Annotated in this window: 18 protein-coding genes and 1 pseudogene; 7 read left to right on the top strand and 12 right to left on the bottom strand. The window is 61.8% G+C overall.

The genetic code is table 11. The features are described from left to right. Nucleotides 1-73 precede the first annotated feature (73 nt). The 5 genes from BC363_RS11140 to BC363_RS11120 all read right to left on the bottom strand — a co-directional run bounded on the left by BC363_RS11140 (nt 74) and on the right by BC363_RS11120 (nt 5,995). On the bottom strand, nt 74-820 hold the full coding sequence (locus BC363_RS11140; protein WP_065781654.1) for a glucose 1-dehydrogenase: 747 nt from the start codon (nt 818-820) through the stop codon (nt 74-76). A gap of 20 nt (nt 821-840) precedes the next feature. Next, entirely contained in the window at nt 841-2,292 is a 1,452-nt protein-coding gene (locus BC363_RS11135; protein ID WP_065781655.1) for an aldehyde dehydrogenase family protein, read from the bottom strand. After that, the gene (locus BC363_RS11130) at nt 2,282-2,965 is read right to left on the bottom strand and encodes a GntR family transcriptional regulator (RefSeq protein ID WP_065781656.1); all 684 of its coding nucleotides are present in this window, start codon (nt 2,963-2,965) and stop codon (nt 2,282-2,284) included. The genes BC363_RS11135 and BC363_RS11130 overlap by 11 nt, the downstream gene beginning before the upstream one ends. A 519-nt stretch (nt 2,966-3,484) precedes the next feature. Beyond that, nucleotides 3,485-4,918 carry a family 16 glycosylhydrolase gene (locus BC363_RS11125; protein WP_065781657.1) on the bottom strand — a complete coding sequence of 478 codons (1,434 nt, stop codon included), beginning with the start codon at nt 4,916-4,918 and terminating at the stop codon, nt 3,485-3,487. A 186-nt stretch (nt 4,919-5,104) separates the two neighbouring features. Continuing rightward, nucleotides 5,105-5,995 (bottom strand): LysR family transcriptional regulator, encoded by an 891-nt coding sequence (locus BC363_RS11120; RefSeq protein ID WP_065781658.1) that lies wholly within the window; start codon nt 5,993-5,995, stop codon nt 5,105-5,107. A 258-nt stretch (nt 5,996-6,253) separates the two neighbouring features. On the opposite strand from BC363_RS11120, the gene BC363_RS11115 reads away from it, so the two are divergent. From BC363_RS11115 to BC363_RS11095, 5 genes are read left to right on the top strand one after another with little or no spacing between them, the layout of a single operon-like run. Beyond that, nucleotides 6,254-7,171 (top strand): ABC transporter substrate-binding protein, encoded by a 918-nt coding sequence (locus tag BC363_RS11115; RefSeq protein WP_244519850.1) that lies wholly within the window; start codon nt 6,254-6,256, stop codon nt 7,169-7,171. Between the two features lie 49 nt (nt 7,172-7,220). Then, nucleotides 7,221-8,570, top strand: a complete 1,350-nt coding sequence (locus BC363_RS11110) for an MATE family efflux transporter (protein ID WP_065781659.1) — start codon at nt 7,221-7,223, stop codon at nt 8,568-8,570. Continuing rightward, nucleotides 8,567-9,577: an iron ABC transporter permease gene (locus tag BC363_RS11105; protein ID WP_065781660.1), complete on the top strand. Its 1,011-nt coding sequence runs from the start codon at nt 8,567-8,569 to the stop codon at nt 9,575-9,577. The genes BC363_RS11110 and BC363_RS11105 overlap by 4 nt, the downstream gene beginning before the upstream one ends. After that, a complete protein-coding gene (locus tag BC363_RS11100) occupies nt 9,574-10,611 on the top strand; it encodes an iron ABC transporter permease (RefSeq protein WP_065781661.1) in 1,038 nt (345 codons plus the stop codon). The genes BC363_RS11105 and BC363_RS11100 overlap by 4 nt, the downstream gene beginning before the upstream one ends. A gap of 7 nt (nt 10,612-10,618) precedes the next feature. Further along, on the top strand, nt 10,619-11,404 hold the full coding sequence (locus BC363_RS11095) for an ABC transporter ATP-binding protein (RefSeq protein WP_065781662.1): 786 nt from the start codon (nt 10,619-10,621) through the stop codon (nt 11,402-11,404). A gap of 220 nt (nt 11,405-11,624) precedes the next feature. On the opposite strand, the gene BC363_RS11090 is transcribed toward BC363_RS11095, so the two are convergent. Together BC363_RS11090 and BC363_RS11085 are read right to left on the bottom strand one after the other, a co-directional pair. Beyond that, nucleotides 11,625-14,075 (bottom strand): FAD-dependent oxidoreductase, encoded by a 2,451-nt coding sequence (locus BC363_RS11090; RefSeq protein ID WP_065781663.1) that lies wholly within the window; start codon nt 14,073-14,075, stop codon nt 11,625-11,627. Nucleotides 14,076-14,158: 83 nt separating this feature from the next. Continuing rightward, entirely contained in the window at nt 14,159-14,941 is a 783-nt protein-coding gene (locus BC363_RS11085; RefSeq protein ID WP_065781834.1) for a DeoR/GlpR family DNA-binding transcription regulator, read from the bottom strand. A 213-nt stretch (nt 14,942-15,154) separates the two neighbouring features. On the opposite strand from BC363_RS11085, the gene BC363_RS11080 reads away from it, so the two are divergent. Next, nucleotides 15,155-16,204, top strand: a complete 1,050-nt coding sequence (locus BC363_RS11080; protein ID WP_065781664.1) for a GlxA family transcriptional regulator — start codon at nt 15,155-15,157, stop codon at nt 16,202-16,204. An 88-nt stretch (nt 16,205-16,292) separates the two neighbouring features. On the opposite strand, the gene BC363_RS11075 is transcribed toward BC363_RS11080, so the two are convergent. The 4 genes and pseudogenes from BC363_RS11075 to BC363_RS11060 form a co-directional block, all read right to left on the bottom strand. Then, nucleotides 16,293-18,299 (bottom strand): putative 2-aminoethylphosphonate ABC transporter permease subunit, encoded by a 2,007-nt coding sequence (locus BC363_RS11075; RefSeq protein WP_065781665.1) that lies wholly within the window; start codon nt 18,297-18,299, stop codon nt 16,293-16,295. Nucleotides 18,300-18,301: 2 nt separating this feature from the next. Continuing rightward, a complete protein-coding gene (locus BC363_RS11070) occupies nt 18,302-19,477 on the bottom strand; it encodes a putative 2-aminoethylphosphonate ABC transporter ATP-binding protein (protein ID WP_065781666.1) in 1,176 nt (391 codons plus the stop codon). A 186-nt stretch (nt 19,478-19,663) separates the two neighbouring features. After that, nucleotides 19,664-20,674: a putative 2-aminoethylphosphonate ABC transporter substrate-binding protein gene (locus tag BC363_RS11065; RefSeq protein ID WP_202618561.1), complete on the bottom strand. Its 1,011-nt coding sequence runs from the start codon at nt 20,672-20,674 to the stop codon at nt 19,664-19,666. A gap of 470 nt (nt 20,675-21,144) precedes the next feature. Further along, nucleotides 21,145-21,387, bottom strand: a pseudogene (locus BC363_RS11060) (DUF1127 domain-containing protein); the annotation flags it as partial. Nucleotides 21,388-21,525: 138 nt separating this feature from the next. On the opposite strand from BC363_RS11060, the gene BC363_RS11055 reads away from it, so the two are divergent. Beyond that, a complete protein-coding gene (locus BC363_RS11055) occupies nt 21,526-23,034 on the top strand; it encodes a winged helix-turn-helix domain-containing tetratricopeptide repeat protein (protein ID WP_065781668.1) in 1,509 nt (502 codons plus the stop codon). Between the two features lie 46 nt (nt 23,035-23,080). Here the strand turns inward: BC363_RS11055 and BC363_RS11050 are convergent, their stop codons facing one another. Beyond that, entirely contained in the window at nt 23,081-23,473 is a 393-nt protein-coding gene (locus BC363_RS11050; RefSeq protein WP_065781669.1) for a GFA family protein, read from the bottom strand. Nucleotides 23,474-23,769: the final 296 nt, after the last annotated feature.

Below are 23,769 nucleotides of genomic sequence, written 5' to 3'. Positions count from 1 at the left end.
ACAAAAACATGCAGCACTTCAATGTGTTACAGCGACCTTAGCGCGTCTTAAAAGGCGCGCGGCGCTGTAGTCATCAGATCGAACGCCCGCCGTCGACGTCCAGTGCAACGCCGGTGATCATCGACGCCTGCGGCGATGCGACGAAGGCTGCAGCCTCGGCGAGATCCTCGGGCTTCAGCAAGCGTCCCAAGGGAATGGAGTCGCGGAACTTCTTGCGAATTTCCTCGCTGTCCTCGCCCATGAAGGTCGCCAAAAGCGGCGTTTCGCCGGCCACCGGATTGAGCGCGACGACGCGAATGTTGAAGGGCGCGAGTTCGATCGCCAGCGCCTTGGTCGCGGAGACGACCCAGCCCTTGGTCGCATTGTACCAGGCGAGGTTCGGCCGCGGCCGGTTGGCGCCGGTGGACGCTATGTTGACGATCACGCCGGACTTGTTCTCCTTCATGTGCGGCAGCAGCGCGCGCGTCATGAGATAGACGCCGCGCACATTGACGCCGAGGATCCGGTCGAACTCGTCCGGCTCGACAAGTTCGGCGTTCTGCGGCTTGTGGCCGATGCCGGCATTGTTGATCAGGACATCGATGCGCCCGAATTTTTTCAGGCCGGCCGCGACGGCGGCTTCCACATCCGCCTGCTTAGCGATATCGGCGACGACGGCAAACGCATTGCTGCCGAGTTCCTTGGCCACCCGCTCCGCCCCGGCGACATCGCGGTCGACGACGATGACCTTGGCACCGCCGTCGATGAAACGCTTCGCAATACCCTCGCCGAAGCCGGAGCCCGCGCCGGTGATGAGAGCGATCTTACCTTCTAGTGACATTTGTTCCTCCCGACGCTGAACTAGCCGTGGTAGACAGAAATGGTTTTCATGCTGGCGAAACCGTAGAGGGCCTCAAAACCCTTCTCGCGGCCATGGCCCGATTTCTTGACGCCGCCGAAGGGCAGCTCGACGCCGCCGCCGGCGCCGTAATTGTTGATGAAGACCTGACCGGCATGCACGGCGCGCGCCATGCGCAGCTGCCTGCCGCCGTCGTTGGTCCACACGCCGCAGACGAGACCATAGGCGGTGCCGTTCGCAAGGCGAACGGCCTCTTCCTCGCCGTCGAACGGCATGATCACCTGAACTGGTCCGAAGATTTCTTCCTGAACCGTCCGATGCGCATGCGGCACGTCGCGCAGCAACGTCGGTGCGACATAGGCGCCCGCGGCGGGTGCGTCGGCGACGATCTCACCCTGCGCCGCAATCTTCAAGCCATCCTTCGCAGCATCGGCAAGGAAGCCCTCGACGATCGCCTTTTGCCTGTGCGAGACGACGGGGCCGAGCGACAGATCGGCGTCGGCCGGACCGACCTTGAGCGCACGGTATTTTTCGCTCATTCGCGCCACGACCTCTTCGTAGATGGCGCGCTCGATGAGGATGCGCGACGAGGCCGAACAGGTCTGGCCGGCGTTCTGGATCCCGGCATTCACCAGGAAGGGAACGGCCCGGTCGAGGTCCGCATCGGCAAAGACGATCTGCGCCGACTTGCCGCCGAGCTCGAGCGTCACCGGCACCGCATTCTTCCCCGCCGCCGCCTGTACCATTTCTCCGGTTCGAACCGAGCCGGTGAACGAGATGTGGTTGACATCAGGGTGTTCGGAAAGTGCGGCACCCGCTTCCGAGCCAAATCCGGTGACGACGTTCAACGCACCGGGCGGCAGGCCCTCTTCTTCGGCGATACGCGCAAACTCCAGGATGGTCAGGCACGCCTCTTCGGCCGGCTTGACCACCGCCGCATTGCCCATCGCGAGCGCCGCGCCGAGGCTGCGGCCAAGGATCTGCATCGGATAGTTCCACGGGATGATATGCCCCGTGACCCCATGCGGCTCGTAAACGGTCAGCACGGTGAAGCCGTTCTGGTAGGGGATGGTGTCGCCATGCACCTTGTCGGCGGCGCCGCCATAGAATTCGAGATAGCGGGCAAGCGCGACGACGTCGGCCCGCGCCTGCGTCAGGGGTTTGCCGACGTCCTGCGCTTCGAGTTCCGTCAAGAGGTCGATGTTGCGCAGCACTGCTACCGAGATCCGGCTCAGCACCCGCCCGCGCTCGGTTGCGGTCAACTGCCCCCAATCGCCGGAGAGTGCCGAACGTGCCGAGCGCACGGCCAGATCGATGTCGTCCCGGGTTCCCCGGGCAATGCGCGCGAATACCTCGCCGTTGGAGGGGTCCCGCACGGCGATGTGCTCGCCGCCGACTGCGTCCTGCCATTTGTTCGCGATGAAATTGCCGTAGGTCTTCACATCATGCCTCATTGTCGGTCTCGCGCTGCGGGATCAGCGTTTTCAATCTCATTGCCGTCGCGTGGATATGCGCACGCGCCAGCTTCTCGGCCTGATCAAGGTCCCTTGCCGCGATCGCCTCGACAATCATCCCATGCTCCGCAACCGCGGCGCTGGCGCGTTCGCTGGAAAGCGAAAAGGCCGGAGCAAAGACCTGCGAGGTCATCCGCAGAAGCGGCCCGAGCGACGCCAGCGAGGCATTGCGCGAGGCACTGACGATTGCCTCGTGAAAGATGACGTTCGACTGGGTGTAGGCGCCGGGATCCCAGCGCTCGACGATCTTTTGCTGCCGCTCGATCTGTTTTGCGAGTTCCCTGATTTCGGATGCGGTTGCGCGCTCGGCGGCGTTGCGTGCTGCCACGCCGTCCATCGCCTCGCGCACGGCATAGGCGTCCAGAAGCTTCGGCAGGTCGGCGGTGGCCACCCTGACGCCGCTGCCGGGCTTGTTGACAACCAGCCCGTCGCGCTCCAGCACCCGCAAGGCTTCGCGAAGCGGCGTGCGACTGATGCCGAACTCGGCGGCGATCCGCTCCTGGCGCAGCGTTGCCCCAGGCGCATAGACACCGGCATAGATGCGCTCGCGAAGCGCCTGGGCAACTTCGTCAAGAAGGCGCGATTGACTTCGCCATTCGAAGGTCTGGTTCATTGATCCCTCCCAAGATCGACGCAAATTGTATCCAGGATACAGAGGATGTCAATTGCGATTGATGCGCCAGCGCACTACCCCAGCGTGACCGAGGCCGGAAGAGAAGAGTCCGACTGCGACATCGCCGCCGGCCGGACCAAGACCGGCACCGGTCATCCGACGGGTTGGCAAGAAATCAGTCTAGGGAGCGGTCGATGCGTCCTGGAGATCTTGCCGGAAGATCTCATCAATCCTCTGCCGGTCTGCGCGTGGCTCCGAGCGAGCTGTGCGGTCGAGGTCGACGCCCATGACGGCTGGCGAGACATTTCACTGGTGCTTGAAGACTGCGCTCCGGAGGGCCTGACTGCGCAGGCGCTCGCACCTTTCGATCTCGGCGATGGTGACCTCGCGCCCTATCCAACCGAGGCATGGACGGGCATGCTGAGGACACCGCCTATCAAAGTGAAAACGCCATCGAAGATGGTTTGCGCGTTGTCTCAGCAGGGCGTCCAGCAAGATGCTCCACACCTATTCGACAAATCAGGACAACCAGTCGTCCATCGGCTGCGCTTCGCCACTCGCCGACTGCGTTTGATCCAGAGAGTAAGCATGAATGTAGTCGATCCGCATTTCCGCTCCGTCGCCGAAGTCTGCGTTCGGCGCCCCTGCCGTTCCTCCCACCGCGAGATTGACCACCATGTACATGGGTTCGTGCATGTCGGCGGGCGTATCGGCCCGCGCCACGGCGACGTCGTCGAAATACCAGACGATCTCATCCTCCTCCCATAATACGCCGTAGGTGTGAAACCCTTCGGTACTGGCTACCTTGACTGCGGTCGTCTCGCTTGTCTGTTCGCCCGTCTCGTTGCTGTGCACCGTCACGTTGACCGTGTTCGGCTGCTGCCCCCGCATCTCGACAACATCGAGTTCGGGGGGCCAGCTGCCATCTACCGGCAACAGCCAGAACGCCGGCCAAGTGCCCGTTTCGGCCGGCATGTCCGCTCTGATTTCGAAATAGCCGTAGGTCTGCGCAAAGGTCGAGAACGTCGTCAGCATGCCGGACGTGTATTCGTACCCGTCGATCTCTGGTTTCAGTGCATCCGGCGTCGGCTCTGCCTTGATCGTCAGCACGCCATCTTCGACCGAAAACGGATTGATTGCGGCTGTCCCCGCATGGGCGGGATTGATATACCACTGCAGTTCGCCGTTGCTGGCCAAGGTTCCGCCCCTTTCAGGCGCCCACCAGAACTTCGCATCCCATACGCCCTGATCGCCATCATGAAGGGAGAGGCTGTCAAACTCGTCGGCAAAACTCAGCGCAAGGCTGGAGCGATCGAGACTAAGCTGGAATTGCTCGGGTGCCAGATCAGCTACGGTCGTGTTTGCAAACAACAGGCTCTCGCCATCGCCGAGGTTCAGCCTTAAATCCGCGCCTTCCTGTGTCGCAAGGCTGGTGACCTGCTGGAAGCTCGTCAGATCGTAACCATTCAGCCGGACCGTATCGGAACCGTCGAAGTCGACGATCAGATCGCTGCCGCCACCTCGCCCGACGACGAAGATGTCCGCGCCGCCGCCACCGACCAGAATGTCGTTGCCGCCGCGACCGTCGATCGTCTGGCTACCTGAAGCGCCCGAAATAATGTTGTCGGCATTGTTGCCGAAAGCGTGCCGGCCGCTGCCGGTGACCGTCAAGTTCTCAAAATTCTCGGGTAGGGTATAGCTCATCCAGGTGTTGATGGTGTCGACACCTGCTCCAGCCGTCTCCATGGCGCGGTTGATGCCCGAATAGAGATAGTAAACGTCATCACCTCTACCGCCCGCCATGGTGACATTGACGGAGCTATCGCCCCATATCGAGTCGTTTGCCTGAGTGCCGTAAAGCACTGGCCCCGAACCCGTCGCGGAGAACCACGCCGTAGATGCTCCACTGTAAAAAAGCGGGGTGCCCACGGCGTTGACAATCGATTTTGGCATGGTCAGCTCCTTCGGTTTCCTCCCGAAGGCAAGCTAACATCGTCCGGCAGACGCTGGCACCGCCTCGATTTATGGGTTTTTGATGTGACTTGCGGTGCTGAAGAAAGCAGGCGATGTGGCGACTATCTCAACGGTTTGCCGGCGGCAAATGATACGATCCCGGCCGCGTCGTTGCCTGCCAATCTGTCATTCAGCTCCGACGTTCGTCCATTTTTCCAACCAATCGAGGAAAATTCCTGCCATTCCGAATTCGACAGGCTTTGAAATGTCGTAAGCGCCGACGACGGGTGCCACGGACGCCGCCAAGGCGACAAGCTGACCCGATCTCAGTTCGTGTTCGATAAACAGCGGGCTCGCCTGCCCCACTCCCAATCCCGAAATACAGGCGTCAATCGACGCCTCGTCGGTGTCGAATGCGATGCTGCCGCCTCGCGGCTCGAACGTGAGGCCCGCGGAATTGCACCAGCACCGCCAAGACCATGCGTCTGCCGTGTCCAGCAGGATGGGCAATTCGAGGATGTCACTGGCCTCGAGCTGGCCCCTGCTTCCGGCTATCAATTTCGGCGAGCAAACCGCCATCGTCCTGTCCAGCAAGAACGCCGACGCCACGTCCGCAGCATCAGCGCTTCGTCGATATGTTATCGTTAGGTCGGGTCTCTCAAGCGAGCCCAGCGCCAGCGATTGGAGAACAAGATCGGCGGTCGGGTTCTCCTGCCGGAACGAGCCGATGCGCGGGATCAACCATCGACGGGCGAGCGTTATTGGAGCCTGGATAACGAGCCGCGACCGTTGCGTGTTCAAACCACGCGCGCCCGTCTCGAGCATCGCGAGAGCCGCATTCACGTACGTTAGGAAACGCTGCCCGGCATCCGTCAGCGTGATGGCGTTGTGGGACCGGTGAAACAAGCTCACCCCAAGCGTATCTTCCAATTGCTTCACTTGCCGGCTCACGGCCCCGGGAGTGAGGTGCATTTCCGCAGCCGCCAATGTCAGGCTGCCGCGCCTGCTTGCGGTTGAGAACGCAACGAGGGTGTTCAACGGAGGGTTTTTCAGGCTTTCGGCTTGCGTTTTTTTCATGCTCGCTTGAGAAACTTTCGATTGCTTTAAAGTGGACTATTAATATCAACAATCGCATAAAGCAAAGCGCTGTAAAGGCTGAGATCCCCGACTTGGGAATCGAGCCGGTCCCGCAACGGCTTGCTGAGATGATCATTATTCATGCCTGGCATATGCCGGGACCACACATCGATGGAGACCCTGATGCTACACGCCAGCTTGTGCCGCGCCGCGGCCGCAGGACATGCCATAGCTGCCTTCCTTGCCTGGAATGCATGCGTGCTGCCTGCCAACGCCCAATCGCCTTCAACGCTGAATGTCATTGACGACCGTGGCGTGATCGTTGCGGTGCCGGCCGACGCGAAGCGGGTGGCGTCGGTATCATATTTCGCTGCGGATGTAGCACTCGCCCTTGGTATCAAGCCAGTCGCCGCCACCTACATGGTCGAGGGCCGCAATCCTGACTTCCTGGGCGGCTACCTGGAGGGCGTCAAACAGATTGGTCAGCGCGCCGCTCCAAATCTCGAGCTGCTCGCCGAGGCCAAGCCCGACATAACCGTTGCCATCCGGCGCTACACGGAAGGCAATGCCGTCCAGTATCAGAAAGTAGCACCGTATCTGGCCTACAACCTCGAACTATACGCCGACAGCGACCGCACGATCGGCCAATTGGCAACGATCCTTGGCAAGCCGGAACGCGGTCAGGAACTGAACAAGCAGTTCAAGGCAGACCTTGAAGCCTACGCAGCGAAAGCTCCAAAGGATGTGCATCCGCGTTTCGTCGTGATGTGGGGTGGAGAGACGCCGTGGGTCTTTCGTTCGGAGAACATGACAGCCGCCATTCTCGTTGCGCTCGGAGGTGACAACATCGGCGGCCAGAATCCGACACCATCGGTACCCGACAACTGGGGCCTGGAAATGAGCCTCGAAACGATGCTGGAAAAGGATCCCGAGGTTATCTTCGTCTACGACTATGGTCCGGACCGTCCTCAGGAGAACAATCCGATCTGGCAACAGCTGAGCGCCGTAAAGAACGGCCGCGTCCACTATGTCGGCGATCATTGGGTTGAAGCGCATGGGCCGATCGCCCGCGAACTCGTGCTGAAGGAAGCCGCACATCTGCTTCATCCCGACACGTTCCCGGCAGTGGACGTCAAGGCCGAGGCCCGCAAGCTGATACCGGAATCGGTCAAGTAGCACCAAGTTGCCAGCCTCCCGGGGGGCCGGCCCAATCCGGACCATCGAAGTGTCAGACAGCACCCCTACCCTTCACGAAGCGCGGCGCATCGCCGAGTTGGCGCTACCACTTTCATTCATCCAACTCGCTCAGGTCGCCATTTCGACGACCGACATGGTGATGCTCGGCTGGTCCGGTGGCACTGCGATTGCGGTCGGCGCGCTCGGCTATACCTTGTTCAACCTGCTGCGGACCATGGGGTTCGGGATGCTCATCGGAGCATCCAACCTGGTGGCACAAGACAGGAGCGAGGAGGTGAGCGGGGAGCATCTTGCCGCCGCCCTGATCATGGCGTCGATCGCGGCCGTTGCTGCAGCGGTCGTGCTCGCCTTGGCAGGGTCCACGCTGGAATGGTTCGGGCAAGACCCGGACATTTCGGCGCAAGTCCGCGATTACCTGATTTTCATTGCGCCCGGCTACATCCCTTTGTTCTGGTTCTACGCCTACCGGGGTGTGGTGGTGGGACGGCGCAAAGCCAACGTCCTGCTCGCGATTACATTGGGAACCGTCGTCATCAATGCGGTCTTCGACTACGGCTTCCTGTTCGGTGCTTTCGGTCTGCCTATGCTTGGCATACCCGGCGTTGCTGCCTCCAGCTCAATTTCCTTCCTTCTGCAATTTGCCGCGGTCGCAGTCGCGACGCATCGAACGACCCGGTTTGCGCCGGTGAAGTCCCGTGCCGAGGTTCTTGGGTCTTTCCGCAGGTTGCTCGCGATCGGCTTGCCGACCGCCGGGTCTTACGGATCGGAAGCGGGCTTTACACTTGCGATCGCGCTGATGATGGGCGCATTTGGCGCTTCAGCACTTGCAGCGCACGCGGTGGTCAATCAGATCATGTACGTCGTCTTCATGCTGTCGATCGGGATGTCGCATGCGACATCCGTGGGCGTCAGCGAGGCGCTCGGCAGCAAGGACAGGAATGGAACCCTGCGCGTTGGGCGTAGCGGCTTCTGCCTTGGACTGGCTGTCGTCGGCCTCTTCTCGGTGCTGTTCTGCCTGTTTCCCGAGCCGATCCTGCAACTGTTTTCACTCGATCCGGCGTCAGCCGCCCAAACTTATGGAATAGCCCTTATCCTCATAGTGATGGCCGCGTTCATTCAAGTGTTCGACTTCGTCCAGAATATCGGCGTTGGCGCAGTGCGCAGCGTCGGCCGGGCGGGCCATGGGTTCTGGATAACGATTGCCTGCTATTGGGCGTTCGGCCTGCCGCTGGCCTGGGCGCTTGGCACGCAGACGGAGCTTGGCGCCTATGGCGTCTGGCTCGGGATGGGCGCAGGTCTCATCGCCGCCGGGGTCGGCATGGTTTTTCTCTTCGAGCAGACGGCTGCCAGGCTCGAATTTTCCCGGTCCATGTCATGAGACGGCACTCGCGTTCCGCGTCGATACTTCTATCCATTCTGGCAAGCGCACTCGTCATATTCGTTGTCGGGCTGCTCTACGGAGCCAAGCCCATGACCCTTGCCAAGGCTGTCGGCGCGCTCCTGTCGCCAAATCAGGGAACCGACGGAATCATCGTCTGGACGCTTCGGATGCCACGCAGCCTGGCGGCTTTCCTCGCGGGGGCGGCACTGGCGACCGCCGGCTTCCTGCTTCAATCGGCGATGCGAAACCCGCTTGCAGCGCCTGACCTGACGGGTGTCTCGGCTGGAGCCGTCACCGCGATCGTTACAACCTTCATATTCTTTCCCGCCGTATCGTCGGCCTACTATCCGCCAATCGGCATGGCAGGCGGCATCGGTGCGGCAGCGCTGACGCTTTTTGCATCGAACGGCGGACGGGGCTCGCCACTCCACCTTGCACTTTCCGGCGTTACGGTCGCGCTTTTCCTGAGCGCAATCACGACCTATGTGCTGCTCCGCGGCGGCCCGCAATCCCCATCGGTGCTGTTCTGGCTTTCCGGCGGGTTCCAGGGTCGCTCCTGGCCACAGGTCGTTTACATGCTGCCCTGGATCGTCATCGGCCTCCTCGGCGCGCTTGTCAGCCACCGGGTGATCGGCCTGTTCGGTCTTGGCGACGAGGCGGCGGCAGGCATGGGCGTCAACACCGCCGTCTGGAAACCGATCGTGCTGATCTGCGCCATCATTCTGGTTGCCGGCGTGACGCCTGTCGCCGGCCCGATCGCATTCATCGGCCTCGCTGCTCCCCACCTCGTTCGTCTTCTGCGACCGGCAGACACGCTCTGGGCGATCCTGCTCAACATCGCACTCGGTGGAACCCTGTTGGTGACGGCGGACGCATTGGCACGGTCCGTCGCGGCTCCGCGCGAAATCCCTGTCGGCATCTTCACGGCGTTGATCGGCGGCCCGGTGTTCATCTATCTGATCCAGCGACGGCGTCTGGAAATGACGACGGGGTCACGCCGATGACCTCGAGCACCAACGGCGCAACACGGGCGACGCCAACGCGCGGCATCCTCGTCCTCACACTTCTGGCCATGGGCCTGATATTGGTCGCGGTTCTCCTGGGCGTCGTTGATATCCCGATGACCGAGGTGATTGCGGCACTGACCGGCAACGGCTCTGAACAGTCGGACCTGATCATCCTGACGATCCGCCTTCCCCGCATTCTGACAGGAATACTGGCCGGCATTCATTTCGCGGTCGCCGGGACGCTGCTGCAGTCCATTACCCGCAATCCGCTCGCCGACCCAACGATCATCGGCATATCGCAGGGCGCTACCCTTGCGGTAACCGTGTTCCTGTTCTTTGCCGTCTATCGCTTCAACTCAGATGCCAACGCGCTTTACACACTGCCCGTTTCCTGGCTGCCACTGGTAGGCTGTGTCGGAGGGCTGATGAGCGGCCTTGTCATCTACAGTCTTGCAATCGCCAAACGCATGGCCGCGCTGCAACTGACACTGTGCGGAATCGCCATTGGCGCGTTCCTGCACGCCATTGCCATGGGCATCGTCGTCGGTTGGGGCAGCTCGCGTTTTGAGATCGTCATGCAGTGGCTTTCAGGCAGTCTCTATGCGCGCGGCTGGGAACACGTGCTCTTCCTGCTGCCGTTTACTGTGGCCGGACTAGCCGTCCTGCCGGCGCTCTATCGGCCGGTGCTGATGTTGCGTTTCGATGAGGATGTCGCGCGATCCTTCGGTCTTTCGTACCGGCTGTACTTCAGCCTGACGCTTGGCGTCGCCTCGATCCTGGCCGCCAGCGCCGTGGGTGCCGTTGGGCCGCTGATCTTCGTCGGCCTCGTCGTGCCGCACCTGGCGCGCTTCGTCGCCGGCAGACATTTCGCACTGGTCATTCCGTTTGCCGCGCTGATCGGAGCGGCGCTTGTGACCGGAGCGGATCTGGCGGGCCGACTGGTCGGCGGCCCCGAAGAAATCCCGATCGGAGTGGTCACAGCCTTTGCTGGTGCGCCGTTCCTGTTTTTCCTGCTCCGCCGATATCGATGAGGCCGCCATGCCGTTGAGAGCCGACGAGATTACAATCAAATACGGAGCGATGACCGCGCTGGACGGACTGTCGATCGAGGTGCGCCCGGGCGAGATAACGTCGCTGATCGGTCCGAACGGCTCCGGCAAGAGTACGGCGCTGCATGCTTTGGCCGGCCTTGCACGCTGTATGCGCGGCACAGTCAGCCTTGATACCAAGCCGATCGAAACGTGGAGGCGGCGCGACCTTGCCAAGCGGCTCTCCTTCCTGCCGCAGAACCCGACATCTCCCGAGAACATGTCCGTCGAGCAGCTCGTTCGCCAGGGCCGGTTCGCGCATCTCGGTTTGTTCCAGAGCTTTTCGCGGAAGGATCTCGCAGTCGTCGACTGGGCGCTTGAACAGACCGGTCTCGTCGCGCTCTCCGACCGTGATCTCGCCAGTCTTTCGGGAGGAGAACGCCAACGGGCCTGGATCGCAGCTGCATTGGCGCAGGAGGCGGAAATCCTCCTGCTGGACGAACCGACGTCATTCCTCGATATCGGCCATCAGGTCGAAGTCCTGGAACTGCTTGATCGGCTGAGCACCGAGCGGGGCATCGCGGTCGTGCTTGCTATCCACGACCTGAATCATGCGATGGCCGTTGCCGACAACGTCATATTGCTCTCCAAGGGCAAGCTCATTTTTGAAGGTCGGAGCCGGGAACTGGCCAACACCAGCTACCTTCAGACAACCTTTGCGGTTCACGGAAATTTCGAAGCCACCGCCTCGGGCGAACCCTATTTCCGAGTGCCGCTCGCCAGCACGCCGACGTGACCACCCGGTCATGGAATGAGGTTGTGGCACGGACGGTCGCTTGTCTGCGACCGATCGGCCGAGTACAGCGCCCCTTGTTGCCGGGCCTGTTGAGCGTGGCGATGCCGCAAACGGAGAACGTCACACGCCTCTGCCGGCGAAGGCCGAAAACTCGGCCTTGCCTTTGCCCGTCAGGCTGGCTCCTCGGTCTCCAGCCCAATCAGGTCACATTGACCCCGCTCTAAGACTTGACCCTGAGGGCTTTCGGATCGTAGGCCGGTAAGAGGTGCGGGGTCACAGAAAACCGGTCGCCTGCAAGCTCGACTTCGAACCGACCGGCCTCCATGAACGCCTTGTCAACGCCCGTGGAATGTTCGATGAGGCCAAGGGCGACGGCGCGGCCGAGCGTGTGACCGTAGGCGGCCGAGCGGACTTCGCCGACCGGCTTGCCGTCGCGAAGAACCAGCTCACCGCCCCATAGCATGGGCGATGGATCATCCACCGTGAACTGCACGATGCGCCGCGTGGGCGCTCCGTTCTCCCTGGCGGCGATCAATGCGTCGCGGCCGATGAAACCGCCCGGCTTGTCGAGGGAGAGCGCGAAGGCAAGGCCCGCCTCGTAAGGGGTGATATCCGGTGTCAGCTCGCGGCTCCAGGCGCGATAGCCCTTTTCGAGCCGGAGCGCCTCGAGCGCGTAGTAGCCGCAATCGGACAGCCCGAAATCACGCCCGGCCTCGTGCAGCGCCTCATAGACGCCAACGGCGAACTCCGTCGGCACGATCAGTTCCCAGCCGAGTTCGCCGACATAGGTCATGCGGTTGGCATAGGCCGTGGCATAGCCGATATCGATCTCCCTGATCGTCGCGAAGGGAAAGGCCGCATTGGAGAGATCGGCCGACGTCAGCCGGGAGAGGATATCCCGTGAACTCGGCCCCATGAGCGCCAGAACCGCGTAGGCCGACGTGACGTCGGTGAGCGTCACATGCGCTTCGGCCGGCAGGTTCTTGCGGATCCAGTCGGCGTCGTGCACCGGCTGCGCCGAACCGGTGATGAGGAGGAAGCAATCCACGGCAAGCCGCAGCACGGTGAGGTCGCTTTCATAACCACCGCGGGCATTGAGCAGGCCGGTATAGACGGAACGACCGATGGCAACGTCGATATCGGCGGCGCAGATACGGTTGAGCGCGGCTGCGGCATCGCGCCCCTGGACAAGAAGCTTGGCAAAGGAGGTCTGGTCGAAGATGCCGGCCGCCTCGCGCGTTGCCTTCATCTCGCGTTTTACCGCCTCGTGCCAGTTCTGCCGGCCAAAGGCATAGTCCGTGACCGGCTTCTCTCCCTCGGCCGCAAACCAGTTGGCACGCTCCCAGCCCATTTTCGAGCCGAAGCAGGCGCCCTTTGCGGCAAGCCGAGCATAGAGCGGCGAGCGGCGGAACGGCCGCGCCGTATCCAGCTCGCGGTTTGGCCAGGGCATGGCATAGTGCAGCCCCAGCGTCTCCTTGACGCGGTCATGCAGCCAGCGCGGATTGTTGTTGAAGTTTGCGAAGCGACGGATATCGACCGGCCAGAGGTCCATGGTCGGCGCGCCGTTGACGATCCATTCCGCCAGTGCGCGCCCGGCGCCGCCGGCGCTGGCGATGCCCATCGAATTGAAACCGGCGCCGACGTAGAAATTCTTCAGTTCCGGTGCCTCGCCGAGCATGAAGTTGTTGTCGGGCGTAAAGCTTTCAGGGCCGTTATAAAACTTCTTCACCTCGGCCGTCGCCAGTTGTGGCACCCGCTGCAGGGCACTCTGCATCAGGACTTCGAACTGGTCCCAGTCATCGGGCAGCAAGGCGAATTCGAAATCATCGGGAATGCCCGCCATGCCCCACGGTTTTGCCTCCGGTTCGAAGCCGCCCATGACGAGGCCACCGACCTCTTCCTTGAAGTAGATGTAGCCGTCCGGATCGCGCATGACCGGTAGGTCAGGATGCACGCCTTCGATCCTGCCGGTCACGATGTACATATGTTCCGCCGAATGCAGCGGCACCGACACGCCGCACATCAGCCCGACCTTGCGCGCCCATTGGCCGGCGCAATTGACGACGATCTCGGCGGCGATTGTCCCTTGATCCGTTTCCACGCCGGTAACCGCGCCATCGGCAACGGTGATGCCGGTGACGCGCACGCGTTCGATGATGCGCGCACCGCGGCTGCGCGCGCCCTTTGCCAATGATTGCGTCAGATCGGTCGGGTTGGCCTTGCCGTCACCGGGCAGCCAGACGGCGCCCACCAGGTCATCGATCGCCATCACCGGCCAGAGGTCCTGGGCCTCCTTCGGCGAAATCACCTCGATGGCAACGCCCTGCGCGCGGGCGGACGCCGCCGTGCGCTTCAGCACCGTCATGCGATCGACCGATCGCGCCACGGAAACGGAGCCGCAGTTCTTCCAGCCGGTGGCGAGCCCGGTTTCGGCCTCCAGTTCGCTGTAGAGCTGCGTCGAATATTTGATGAGGCTGGTCATGTTCGCGTGGCTGCGCAGCTGGCCGACAAGACCGGCTGCGTGCCAGGTGGTGCCGCCGCTCAATTGCCCCTGCTCCAAAAGCACGACGTCCGTCCAGCCGAGCCTGGTCAGGTGATAGGCGACCGAACAGCCGATAATGCCGCCGCCGACGATGACGACCTGTGCCTGCGTTGGAAAATTCTGAGCCATGAAACAACCTCCCGAAGCCATGGAAGGCCACACCATAGCAAGGGAAGAGCAAATAACAAGACAAAAAGTTACAAAATATTACATTACGCCGCAACGATCAGGCCGGGACCTCTGCGCTCCAGCGCCTCGCAGATCGCCTGCGGCGGTCGCGCATCGACGATTACCCCCGTTGCCAATTCGAAACGCGGAATGCGCAGCGGCGTCAGCCGGCCGAATTTCGAGCTATCGAGAATGAAGTAGGTCTTGGCCGCCATCGCGATCATGCGGGAGCGCTGCTCGGCCCCGTTGCGGGTAAAGTCCGTCACCTCGCCGTCTGGCGACAATCCGCCACCGCCGAGGAAGGCCACATCCACCCGGAAATGGCCGATCGCCTCGAGCGCATCAATGCCGACGGCCGCCTCTTCCGCCGGATCGATCTCGCCACCAAGCATATGCACGCGGACGAGCGGCTGGCGGCACATCTGCAGCGCGATGGAGAGGGAAGTCGTACAAATCGTTAGGTTTTTCCGCTCCACCAGCGCATGAGCCACCGCAAGCGTCGTCGTGCCGGAATCGAGAAAGACGACCATGCCGTCGCGCACGAGACCGGCTGCAGCCCTGCCGATCGACGCCTTCGCCGCCGCATTCTCCCCACGCCTCTCTGTGAAGGCGGCTTCGGTCGCCTCGAACAGCGTCGCGCCGCCGTGAACGAGATCGAGCTGGCCGCGCTCCGCCAGATGCTTCAAGTCGCGGCGGATCGTCTGCCGCGACACATCGAAGAAATCCGCAAGCTCGGTGATGCTGACCGTACCGTCTGCGGCCAGACGGCGAAGGATCTCGCCATGACGGCGGGGGGCAAGGGCTCGGGCGTTTTGAGTATCTGACATGCGGATATCTGCGTTCATTTTTGGCATTTTGACAAGACACGCCGCAAAACGCGCCGCCGCAATCCAATTTCGTCTTCATTTTCCCGACTTGAAGCGCATCAATTCACCGATGCGCGCACAATGACATACCGATGATGTCTATTTATGTTGCATAATGTAACTATTCTTTGCATCATGTTTCGAGCAATCATTGACGCAAAAGGAGGCAGAGCAGTGCAACAGGCATGCACACAAGGCCGCCGCTTCACATTCTACCTGCTCGACGGCTTCACGCAGCACGCATTCACTGCCGCGCTCGAGGCGCTTCGCCTTGCCAACGATGTCCTGGGCAGGCCGCACTATAGCTGGCTTATCCTCACGCGCGATGGCCAACCTGCGCGGTCGAGCTGCGGAATGCGCATGGTGGCAGACGCAGCACTCACCTCGGAGCAGGACGGACTGCATCAACCGGGGCGTCCTCACATGATCGTGGTCTGCGGCGGCCGTGCCGTCCCTCCCGCCGACGGAAAGGCCGAAGGCTGGCTGCGGCTGTCCCGGCGGAGCCGGGTTCCCGTCGCCGGGCTCGCAGGCGGCCTCTACAGCCTGGCGCGGGCCGGCGTGCTCGATGGGCGTCGTTGCGCCGTGCATTGGGAACACTTTCCAGATTTCTCCGAGCGGTTCTTCGCGACGAAAGCCCGTCAGACGGCATTCGAGATCGACGGCGAGCTTTTTACCTGCGCCGGCGGCAATGCACCGTTCGACATGTTCCTGCGCGTTGTCGAAGACGATCTCGGCCGGGACGTGGCAAATCGCGTTTGCGAAGTGGCTCTGTCGGAACGGGTCCGCAAGGCCGGAGAGCGCCAGCGGCTGCCCCTTCAGACCCGCGTCGGCATCGACAACCGGTTGCTGATCGGCATCATCGAGCAGATGGAGGCGAACCTCACCGAACCGTTGAAACTTGCCGACATGTCTACCCCGACAGGATTGTCGCGTCGTCAAATCGAGCGCCTGTTCCGCCGCGAGATGGGGCGGTCCCCCAAGCGCTACTATCTCCAGATGCGGCTGGAACGGGCGCACCTGCTTCTCGTCAATTCGTCGCTTCCCGTCTTCGAGATCGCCGTGGCATGCGGATTTTCCTCGGCTTCCCATTTCTCCCGGACCTACCGGGACACCTACGGCTGTACGCCGCAGCGCACGCGCCTGGCGGAACACGAGCACCGCCAGCCTCCGCGCTCGATCTCGACAGAAGGTGATAGCGTATTGCCAGACAGGAAGGTCGCCTAGGCGACCTTCCTGGTTTCCATCTCAAGACGGCCGGGCGTGAAGGGCGGCATTGCACGCTGACTGCCACCCTGTGCCGATGCCGGTGGGGCTACCGCCACGCCTGCGTGCGCGCGAGCAGTCCGCGGGAGACCACCGCGTGGATGAGTTTGGCGACGACATTGGTGTAGAAGATCATCATGCCCATGGCGGCAGCCGGTGCGATGTCGCCCGCGTCGTCCATGTTGAGCACAGCAACCGAGGCAAGCTTGGTGTCCGCGGCATAGAGAAAGACCACGGCGGAAACCGTCGTCATGGCGTTGACGAAGAGATAGATCCCGATGTTGAGGATCGCCGGCAGGCAGACCGGCAAAGTGACGCGGAAGAACAGCCGGTGAAAGGGTTGCTTGAGCGATGCCCCAACGGATTCGAATTCCGGATCCATCTGCTTCAGCGCGGTCAGGGCCGTCAGGTGCGCAACCGTATAGAAGTGTGTCACCGTGCAGACGACGAGGATCGTCATCGTGCCGTAGATGGAGTTGAGCGGATTGGCTGGGTTGTTGAAGAAGAAGATATAGGCAAGGCCGAGCACCATGCCCGGCACGGCCATCGGCATCATGGCGAGGAAATGAAAGACGCTCCGGCCGAAGCGGAACCCATCGGCCTTCTCGACCATATAGGCGCCGGCAAAGACGATCACCGAGCCGAAGAATGCGGTCAGCAAGGCGAGCTTGATCGAGTTGGCATAGGCCGCCCACCCGCCGCCATCCATCAGATCGAAGGCAAAATTCTTCGTCGTCAGCGTCAGGTCGTATGGCCAGAACTTCACCAGCGCCGCGATCTGGCACATGGCGATCATGCCGAGAATGAACAGGCTGACGAGGCATGCGAAGGCAAAGCAGAAGCCGTCCATGCGCACATTGCGCTTGGGCGCATAGGGCACCGCGCGCGCCGAGAGCAGCGCCACCTGGCGCTTCTGCATCCGGCGATCGACGGCAAACGCAAGCACCGCCGGCACCAGCAGGATGACGGACACGACCGCCCCCATCTCGAAATTCTGCTGGCCGATCACCTGCTTGTAGATATCGACGGCCAGCATGCCGTATTGGCCGCCGATCACCTTGGGCAATCCGAAATCGGTGATGACCAAGGTGAAGACGACGAAGGCGGCCGACACGAGGCCGTAACGCGCGCCCGGCACCGTCACGGTGGTGAAGGTGCGCCATTTGCTGGCCCTCAGCGACGCCGCGGCCTCGTAGTGGCGCGCATCGGCGACGGACAGAGCGGTCAGGATGATGAGGAAGGCATGCGGAAGGGTGAAGAACACCGAGCCGATGACGATGCCGATCGGACCGTAGATGGAGTAACCCATCAGCCAATCCCTAAAGACACCCTGATTGCCGAAGAGATAGACGAGGGCAATACCGGGCAAGAGCGACGGCACGAGGATCGGTATCGTGAGGATACCCCGGAAGAGCCCCTTGAGCGGCATGCAACTGCGCGTCAAGGCATAGGCGAGCGCAAAAGCGATCGAGACCGTCACCACAGTGCTGATCGATGCCATCAACACTGAATTGTAGATCGAGCGGGCGAGCGCCGGCGTCGAGAAATAGGTCTTGAAATTTTCGATGCCGAGGCTGCTCGTCGGGCGCAGCACGACCCGCCGAAATGTGGTGGAATCGTATTCGCGCCATGCCGTGCCCTTCTCCAGCGTGGAGCCGACGAGAAACGCGGCATCGTCCGTGACGCCACGAATGCGATAATGGACGGGGCTGCGGAAATTGAACTGCGGGAAGAATTTCGTAACGGCCAGGCGTCCGTCCGAATTGGTGGCAAGATCCTTTTTAGCGACGACGCCGAGTTCTTTGTTGAGCGCATCCGCCGTGACGGCCGTTGCCCAGTTCGCGCCCGTCTCGTCGCTCACCTGAAACTCGAAGGCGCTCAGATCGAAGCGGTAAGTCGAAAGCGACTTGGACAGCATGACGAAGAGCGGCGCGCCCAAAGCGACGATCAGGTAAAGCCCGATAACGGCCATGAAACCGAGTTTGACGAGATCGTCTCGGGAAGCCTGCTGCCGCAGCCTTCTTGCCGGTGGTGCATAGTCGATCGCGATGCTCATCGTCAGATACCCCTCGGATAGAGCAACAGGCGCTCGCGCGGTATCTCGACCTGGATGACGCCGCCTGTTTCGATGCGCAGCCGGCGCACGGCATTGACTGAAAAGTCGGCGACGAGCGTCCGGTCACCGAGCCGCGGCGCGGTCAGTCGCGTACGCCAGAACATGCCGAGGAACTCCATCACATGCACTTCGGCATCGATCAGGTTCTGCGGCGTTGCCGGCCGGTCGAGCGAATGGACCGCATGCGCCTCGGCACCGTGCGGAATGATGTCGACGGGACGGACGACGGCCGTGGTCGCGGCCCCGGCCGCAAAGCCGTCCGTTGGGCAACAGAAGGCGGAATGACTGATCTCAACCAGACCGTCCGGCAGAACCCTTGCCGGAAACTGGTTGGTCTCGCCGATGAAGTCGGCAACGAACAGGGTCTTCGGATGACGGTAGATTTCGGTGGGCGATCCGACCTGTTCGATGACGCCGTGATTCATCACCACGATCCGGTCCGCCATGGCGAGCGCCTCCTCCTGATCGTGCGTCACCATGATGGTGGTGACGCCAAGCTTCCGTTGCAGCGCCTTGATCTCATGGCGGAGATGGACGCGCACCTTGGCATCAAGGGCAGACAGCGGTTCGTCGAGCAGAAGCAGGCCGGGGGAGATCGCAATGGCGCGGGCGAGAGCGATACGCTGCTGCTGTCCGCCGGAAAGCTGGGCGGGGTATTTCTTGCCGTGCGCCGAAAGTCCGACCGTCTCCAGAAGTTCGGCGACGCGCGCTGCGACCTCTGCCTTCGAACGGCCGGTGTTTTCCAGGCCGAAGGCAATGTTCTGCTCGATGGTGAGATTGGGAAAGAGCGCGTAGGACTGGAAGACGATGCCGTAGTCACGCTTCGATGCAGGCAAGATCGAAATATCGCGGCCACCTTGCCAGATAACGCCCCGTGTCTGCAGATCAAGGCCGGCGATCGCCCGCAAAAGGGTCGTCTTGCCGCAGCCCGAGGGGCCGAGAAAACAGACGAACTCCCCCTTGCCGATGCCGAGCGAAATGTCGCGCAACGCAACGAAATCGCCATAGCTCTTCCAGAGATCGCGGATTTCGAGATAGGGGGATGACGGGGTGGTCCCCTGGTCAGCGGCGCGGTGAATGCTCGTGGGTGTCGGTTCGATCGACATGGCATGTCTCATCTGCAAGCTCCGCTGGCTGTCAGGGATTTCTACAGCGCCGCGCGTCCTATCAGACGCGCAAAGGTCGCTGTAGCACTTTGAATTTCCGCATGTTTTCATCCTTAAATCGGATAGGATTTAAGGAAACACGCGGGAGAGAATGCGACGGGCGGAGCGCGCATGCACCCCGCCCAGGCCGATCTGAGGTCAGCTCTTCGGTTCCGACTTCGCGTCGTAACGCTTCTGCCATTCCTTCAGGATGGTCGCGCGATTGTTCGCGGCCCATTCGAAGTCGTTGTCGATCATCTTTGCGGCAATGTCAGAGGGCAGATGCTCAACGGTCTTGGCGATGCCGGGATAGGCGACCACGGCATAGCCGACATTGTACATTTCGTTGGCTTCCTTGGTGACCGACCAGTCGACCAGGGTCTTGGCGGCCTCGAGGTTGGCCGTGCCGGCAATGATCGCCGTCGCCTCGGCCTCCCAGCCCGACCCTTCGGCAGGGAAGATGATGTCGATCGGCGCGCCGGCGCTCTTGGCCTTGGCGCCTGGAAATTCGAATGACACGCCGATGACGGCCTCGCCGGCGCCGGCCATCTTGCAGGGCTTCGAGCCGGAATGCGTATAGGCGGAGATGTTCTCGTGAAGCCTGTCCATGAAGGACCAGGCCTTCTCTTCGCCCCACATCTGCATCCAGCCGGATACGTCGAGGAAACCGGTGCCCGACGAGCTCGGGTTCGGCATGACGATGTGGCCCTTGTATTCGGGCTTCGTCAGGTCTTCCCAGGTTTGAGGGGCCGTCAGCCCGAGCTTTGCGGCCTCGACCGTGTTGTAGCAGAGTGCTGCCACATAGGCGTCCATGCCGACCCAGCTCGGCGGCGTGTCACGGTCGACGAATTTCTTGTCGAGCGCCTCGACGCCCTTCGGCTGATAGGCTTCCAGCATGCCCTCCGTTTTCAGGAGAAGCAGGGATGTGGCAGCAAGCCCCCAGACAACGTCCGCCTGCGGATTGTCCTTTTCGGCAAGCAGTTTCGCCGTCATGACGCCGGTTGAATCGCGGACCCAATTGATCGTGATATCGGGATGCGCCTTCTCGAAGGTCGCCTTGTAACGATCAAGGTCGACAGCCTCGACGGCAGTGTAAACGGTGAGCTCGGTCTGTGCGGATGCGATGACGGGAAGAGCCACGGACATGGCGCCGGCAAGCATAAAAAACATGTGTCTGTTCATGCTGAATATCTCCTCTGGAGGCCTGGAAAAAATCCGGGAAGCATGGCTGGCAATCTGTCGCTGCCCTTGTCTCGCCTGCTTCAGGAGGCATTCTGCGTGGACGTGTTCAATTAGTAAAATTTATTATTCTTATCATTGTCAAAGTAAAAACTATGGGTCTAGCGAAGACTCACCGGGACGCACGTCGTCCACACCGCCTAACGTTCAGCTCCACTTGAGACGTCCGGATGGAGGCTGTACTCGAAATAATCCATGGGGAGCAGCGTCTCGCAGCCATCAAGCCAGCGTTCCCTGCGTGCAACACGGCAAATGCCCATTTCAAGCAACTGTCCTTCGCTCAAGTCGTCGTTCTCTCCCCGAGTTGCCAGGCTACCTCCCCATATTTTCCAATGGGTGGCCAAAATGCCCAGCCTTCCGAGAAGCCGTAGGAGACCGTTGGTTGTGGTGTGTTCGCCTAGGGGCTTGGCGAGCTCTGCCTCGACCCGCCGTCTCGTCAGACCGATGTCGTCGATCAAATGGGGATCTTGCTTCAGCTTTCGCTCAAGGTCGCAGCGAACGCGTTTCCGCTCGTCCCAGGTCGCGATAATGCTTCTGAGCGTCGCCAGGCTGCAGTGCCGACGCGACACTTCCGCCGGGCCCACGGGCGTTCCCGGCCGCGATGCCTGATGCGGCGCCGACGCAAGGGTGGGAATATCGTCCATGACAACCTCCATCGGGTTTGAGGGGCCCGGGGGGCCTCGACCTGTAAGAGGATGAAGTCTGGAGGATACGAACGGCGTCGTACTTAAGCCCTCCCAAAAAGTTCTCAAAAACTTCCAAAGGGTCTATAGATGCGCCGTATGCAGGGATCGCGCTTTGCCTTTGGTCCGTTCGTGCTTGATCCGGATGCGGGAACGCTCCTTCGGAACGATGATCCCGTTGCCATCGGCCACCGCGGGCCGAGGTTGCTTGCCGCATTCGTCGGACGGCCCGGCGAAATCCTTGGAAAGGCCGAATTGATGGACGCGGCGTGGCCGGGCACGGCCGTCGAGGAAGGCAACCTCACCGTCCAGATCGCACAGTTGCGCAAGCTGCTTGGCCCGGCCGCCGACGGCGGTGAATGGATCTCCACGGTTCCGCGCGTCGGCTACCGCTTCACCAGGGCCATCGAACAGCTCGAGGGCGCGAAGCGAAAACCTCTGCCGCTGCCCAGCAAACCATCGATAGCCGTGCTGCCCTTCGTGAATGTCAGCAATGATCCCGAGCAGGAATCCTTCGCGGATGGGTTGACCGAAGACCTGATCACCGACCTGTCCAGGATCTCCGGCCTGTTCGTCATCGCCCGCAACTCGGCCTTTGCCTACAAGGGAAAGCCAATGGACGTGCGCGGGATCGCTGAGGACCTTGGCGTGCGCTACCTGCTGGAGGGCAGCGCGCGCCGCGCCGCGGGGCGCGTGCGCATCAACGCCCAACTGGTCGACGCGGTGAGTGGCGATCATCTATGGGCGGAACGCTTCGATCGCAGCCTGGAAGATATCTTTGCCGTGCAGGACGAAGTCACCGGCAAGATCGCGGAGGCACTGCTCGGCCGGCTGCGCGCGCCGCCGCCGCGCCATCGGCCCAAAAATCTCGAGGCCTACGATCTCTGCGTGCGGGCGCGCAAGCTGATGGATGATACGCCGCAGGCGGCGCGGGAAGCGCATCTGATGCTCACGCGCGCAGTTTCGCTCGATCCTGATTACGCCGAGGCCTATCGCTGGCTTGCGATGAACCACTGGATGGGATGGGTCCATTCCGGCGGGCCGACGGAACCTGGCCGCAATGCTGCTCTGGAGCTGGCGCGCAAGGCTGTCGCGATCGATCCCCACGATGCCGGCAGTCGCTGGATCCTGGCGTACCTGCTTGCCTATGAGCGCAGCTTCGTCGAGGCGGATCAGGAATTTGCCACGGCGATCGAGCTCGACCCGAACGAGGCCGACACCTGGGCGGCACTATCCGACATCGCAGTCCTGGCCGGGCGGGTCGAGGAAGGCCTCGAGCACATTTGCAAGGCGTTCCGGCTGAACCCGTTTCCAGCAAGTTGGTACTACCTGACGCTCGGCCAGGCGCAATATGCGGCCGGCGAATACGAAGCCGCTGTCGAGACACTGCGCAGGGACGAGACTTATCGCACGAGCTCAAGGCGTTTCCTGGCGGCAAGCCTTGCCCAACTGGGCCGGCTCGACGAGGCGCATGCAGAGGTCGAACTGTTTCTCGTCGGCAACCCGAATTTCACAATCCACCACTGGGCAACGACCGAGCCATTCCGCGACGCTGCGACCCTTGCGCATTTCGTTGATGGCTACCGCAGGGCCGGTCTTCCGGAGTGACGCACCGGCGTGACATGTAACCGCGGCCTCGCACCGGTCGTGCGACCTACTCCTCAAAGCGGCTCGTGGCGTCACGGTCGCGGTCGTATCGTCTCGTGATCGGAAACGGCGGCAACCAGGACTCGCGACGCACGATCCAGCTTTCGTAGGTTGGCACCAGTTGGTCAGGGGCATCCAGGGAGCCCACATTCACTTCGATTTCGTCTGCGGTGCGTGCGAAAATGGACGAGCCGCAGCGGGGACAGAAAAACCGCCCGGCGTAGTCGCGTGTTTCGCCATCGATCGTCACCGCATCCTGAGGGAATATCGCGGAAGCGTGAAAAAGCGCGCCGTGATGCTTGCGGCAGTCGAGACAGTGGCAAAGGCCGACCCGGTATGGGCGTCCCGACGCCACAATTCGGACGTTGCCGCACAGGCAACCGCCAGTGAATCGGTCCATGCCGTGTCTCCTTCAAAATCAAGCGGACCGAATGTTTACAACCAACAACATTCTCATCGCAATTGCCGCTGCGGGCAGGAATGCGCCGTTCTCCCGTAACGGGCGATGGTGGACATCCCTTCCGGGCGAACAGAGCCTATCACATGATACTCCTGCAACATCGCTTGCGTCGCACACAAGGCTCCCACTTCCGCACGCATGGATATGCCCTCATCGAACGCGCCGTCTGTAGGCTTAAACACTTCAAACGCGTCACTCCTCTGCACAATTGATGACGAAACGAACAGGGCCTGTAT

The sequence above is a fragment of the Ensifer sp. LC384 genome (assembly GCF_001695865.1).
Classification (GTDB): domain Bacteria; phylum Pseudomonadota; class Alphaproteobacteria; order Rhizobiales; family Rhizobiaceae; genus Ensifer.
The sequence above is the reverse complement of the archived record's forward strand: the minus strand, read 5'-3'. Positions and strand labels throughout refer to the sequence as shown.